Origin of the sequence: Winogradskyella undariae, from assembly GCF_013285155.1 — a bacterium.
In the GTDB taxonomy this organism is placed as follows: Bacteria; Bacteroidota; Bacteroidia; order Flavobacteriales; family Flavobacteriaceae; genus Winogradskyella; species Winogradskyella undariae.
Genome location: NZ_JABTEL010000037.1, coordinates 1 through 3,503, shown reverse-complemented (window position 1 = coordinate 3,503; position 3,503 = coordinate 1). Strand labels below are relative to the sequence as shown.

Below are 3,503 nucleotides of genomic sequence, written 5' to 3'. Positions count from 1 at the left end.
ATGATAATAATTACAGAAGTACTTTAGCAATAAATTAATAAGTTTTTACTTGTTTTTTACCACAGTACTTTGTTGTGTGTAGGCTTTTTTTTATTCCACTCAATTATTTTCAGTTTCAGCTATCAGTTTTGTTATTTTCGGTTGTAAAATCCAAACTCCAATTATTAAAAATAAAGTTAATATTAAATTCACTAAATAGTCAGAAAACTTCACTTCTCTTTTCAGTTCAATTATTGCAAGTGTTTTGCAAGAAAAAACTATTGTTTGAAAGAATGCAAAAAACATATAGAGTGTAATCGGCATTAGTAAAATCGTTTGAGTATTAAATTCCGGTTGAGTATTTTCAACAGTTTGTTCAGGCGAAAGTAAAAATGAGACGATTAATAAAATCGGAAATAAAATTATGTTAATTTTAAATAGTTTCGTGTCCAAAGTCGGAAGTTTTAGATATTCCAATTTTTCTTGTCCATAAATTCCAATAGCATAAGTCCAAATAAGAAAAGTAATTAGACCTATAAATCTGATAATTTCCTGCAAAGGACTTGGTGATGACCAAGCAGCAGTCAGAACTATCAGAATAAATAGTTGCCAATGTTTAAATTTCAAGATTTTTTTCATTCGTTAGTTCTGATTTTTAGCTTACACACAACGTTGTTGTGTATGGTTAGTTGCGTGGTTAAGCAACTAATTTAGCAAATAAATCACAGATAGAATATTCCGCAGGAATGTTCGTAAGTCGGCAGTGACCAAGCAATTAATTATACACGGTGTTGGCATTTCGTTTTTTTTCTAAAAGTTTAATTCTTTTTCCGCAAAATATATCAATTCAGGAATCGAATTTATATTTTTTACTGTTTCCATTTTCGCTTTAAGAATTTCTTTTTCCGATTCTGAAAATGTTATAAGATAATCATTACAACCATCAATAATTCTTTTCTTTAAGTTTTCTATTGTTTCAACTCCTACAACCTTTGAAGGATAAGAAAATCCAGTTTTAGTTTTTTTGTCATAATGTTCGTGAGATAATTTATAAGCTTTTCCACAACTATCAACAACAATCTCTAACTCATCAATATTTTTCGATAAATACTCATTTAATCCCCAATGTCCACTTATTGATTCTCTAATAATTTCAGACGGATTATTATAAACTTCAAAATCCCAAGGCACGTGACAAAACAATATAATTGGGTAACTCAATTCATCATTATCAATTGATTCAGAGATTTGATTGAGATGTTCATTCCACTTTAAATTTACTTTTTCATCCTCTTTTTTTTTACTAAATATTTTTTTGATAAAGTTCATATTTCAAAATTCTAGTCAGAATTAGCTAATCTAAATTATTGGATTGAAAATCATTAATAATGACGGTTCTCAAATGAATGCCAACGTTGTTGTGTATGGTTAGTTGCGTGGTTAAGCAACTAAGTTAATAAACATTTACGAACCCGTGAAAATTCCGCAGGAATTTTCGCAAGTAGGGAAGAACCAAGCAATTAATTATACACGGTGTTGGCAACAGTTATTATTATTATTATTATTATTATTCGAAACTGTCTATTTCATTTTCTAATTTACCTTTTAGTTTAGTCCAATGTTTTATTTGACTTTTCATTTTAGCAATTTGAAGTCTAGAATTGCAATAGTCAAGTGCCCAAACAATTTCTTTTTCATCTTTGTTTTTAATCGCTAATTCTATTCTTTTTAATTCTTTAAAGCGTGTCATATTTTTATTAAGTCTCCAATATACTTATTTAGATTACGTTCGTACCGAGTAAAATTTTCGCATTTTCTATATTCGGCCATTTATCCATCCTCATAGATTTATCAATTTGTTCAATCCAATCATTCTCATTTAGAATAACGTCAAAACCATTAAATTCCGAAGTATTCTCTATCGAGTTATTATAAACATCATTTTCCGTTATAATTTTTATAAAAGTCTTCGCTAAATTTTTTTTGGTGATTATTAAAGATTGTAAATTTTCAGGAAGAATGTCCAAAGTGCAAAACAAAGAAAAACATAAATTATTCAAATCATTATAATTTACAGGTTTCTGCAATTTTAGATTCAGATATTTATAAAGTTTTTCAGTACTATTCATTTCAGATTCAGTTTGATTTTGAGTGAGTGTTTAATTGTTGCCAACGTTGTTGTATAAGATTAGTTGCGTGATTTAAACACTAAAGATAGCAAATAAATCACAGATAGAAAGTCCGCGAGGACTTTCGTAAGTAAGCTAGAAACTAGCAATTAATTTTATACTTTGTTAGCACATGTTATTTTATTTGTTGAATAATTATTTTATATAAGTCGAAATCATCCATCAGATGCTTTTTATTAGGCATCAGTCGTTAAGTTTTTTATATTTGGTATATTATTCCCCTAATAATAAAAATCACCCCAAATGAAAAAAACACTTGTCTTTTTATTTATTTTATGTCTTATTAGTTCTTGTAGTGAAAGTGATTCTCAAGAAGCTCAAATTTATGACGCTCCTATAGTGAGGTCTTACGTAACATATATTTCTCAGAACTCAGTAACACTTAATGGTTTTATTGATCACTCTAATAGAGCTTTTCTTGAGTCAGATACTTTTAAAGTCAGCTTTATATTTAGAATTGGAGATGAAAATGATTCAAGTAATGATCAAATCATTGAACTTGATGGAGATGTAGATTATTATACTGGTACATATAAATTTAAACATATTGTGGACGCATTAGTGCCAAATACAACCTATTACTATACTGCCTTTACTAAAAACGGTTCTAGTGAAGATGATGATTGGGAGTCATTTACTACTTCTGCTATTCCTTGTGCTCATACACAAAATAATACTTATAATGTCTCTGGTACATCGTATAGTGCTAATGTAGAGGTGTCTAGTCCTAATTGTTGTGATAATGGAAACGTTAGATTTAGATTTGGAAATTGGCCCAATATATATGAAATCGATTTTAATGAATTGGACAACGGCTATCCGAAAACAGGACAATATTTTGGCATTGACTACATGTTTGATATTTCTTATATTGAAAGAGAGCTTACAAAATCTAACAATGAAGTATTGATTGGAAGTAAATCTACTCCTGAAACTGAATTATTTGTTGAAAATGATGGTATTACAATAACATTGATTTTTTGTGATACGGTTTTAAGAAATGGAGATGTTTTAAACGGAAAAGTTTCTGCTTTGATTCCATAAATTGGATATAAAGAAAAGTATTAAAAATAATTAATTAAACCTGAACAATAACAATATTGTTCAGGTTTTTTGATTCATATCTTTTTGGTTTCTTTCTGTGGTATTTTTAATTTCATTCGAGAAGTTGTAATGTACGAACAATGCCCAATTTTCTTTTCTATCCATAACCCCTTTTCACGGTTTTAATTTTTTTATAGGATGAGTAAGAAATGTGTGCTAACGTGTTTGTGTATGCTTAGTTGCGTGGCTTGGCAACTAAATTAGTAAACTTTTACGAACCTGAGAATATTC

Annotated in this window: 5 protein-coding genes; 1 reads left to right on the top strand and 4 read right to left on the bottom strand. The window is 28.7% G+C overall.

From position 1 onward, the window contains the following. Positions 1-99 precede the first annotated feature (99 nt). From HSX10_RS18465 to HSX10_RS18450, 4 genes are all read right to left on the bottom strand, one after another. The gene (locus tag HSX10_RS18465) at positions 100-618 is read right to left on the bottom strand and encodes a hypothetical protein (protein WP_173589734.1); all 519 of its coding nucleotides are present in this window, start codon (positions 616-618) and stop codon (positions 100-102) included. A gap of 171 nt (positions 619-789) precedes the next feature. Then, on the bottom strand, positions 790-1,308 hold the full coding sequence (locus HSX10_RS18460; protein ID WP_173589733.1) for a hypothetical protein: 519 nt from the start codon (positions 1,306-1,308) through the stop codon (positions 790-792). 238 nt (positions 1,309-1,546) lie between these two features. Then, positions 1,547-1,729, bottom strand: a complete 183-nt coding sequence (locus tag HSX10_RS18455) for a hypothetical protein (protein ID WP_173589732.1) — start codon at positions 1,727-1,729, stop codon at positions 1,547-1,549. A 28-nt stretch (positions 1,730-1,757) separates the two neighbouring features. Continuing rightward, positions 1,758-2,108, bottom strand: coding sequence for a hypothetical protein (locus tag HSX10_RS18450; protein ID WP_173589731.1), 351 nt, complete (start codon positions 2,106-2,108; stop codon positions 1,758-1,760). 303 nt (positions 2,109-2,411) lie between these two features. On the opposite strand from HSX10_RS18450, the gene HSX10_RS18445 reads away from it, so the two are divergent. Then, complete coding sequence (locus tag HSX10_RS18445; protein WP_173589730.1) at positions 2,412-3,212, top strand: hypothetical protein; 801 nt, start codon at positions 2,412-2,414, stop codon at positions 3,210-3,212. Positions 3,213-3,503 lie beyond the last annotated feature (291 nt).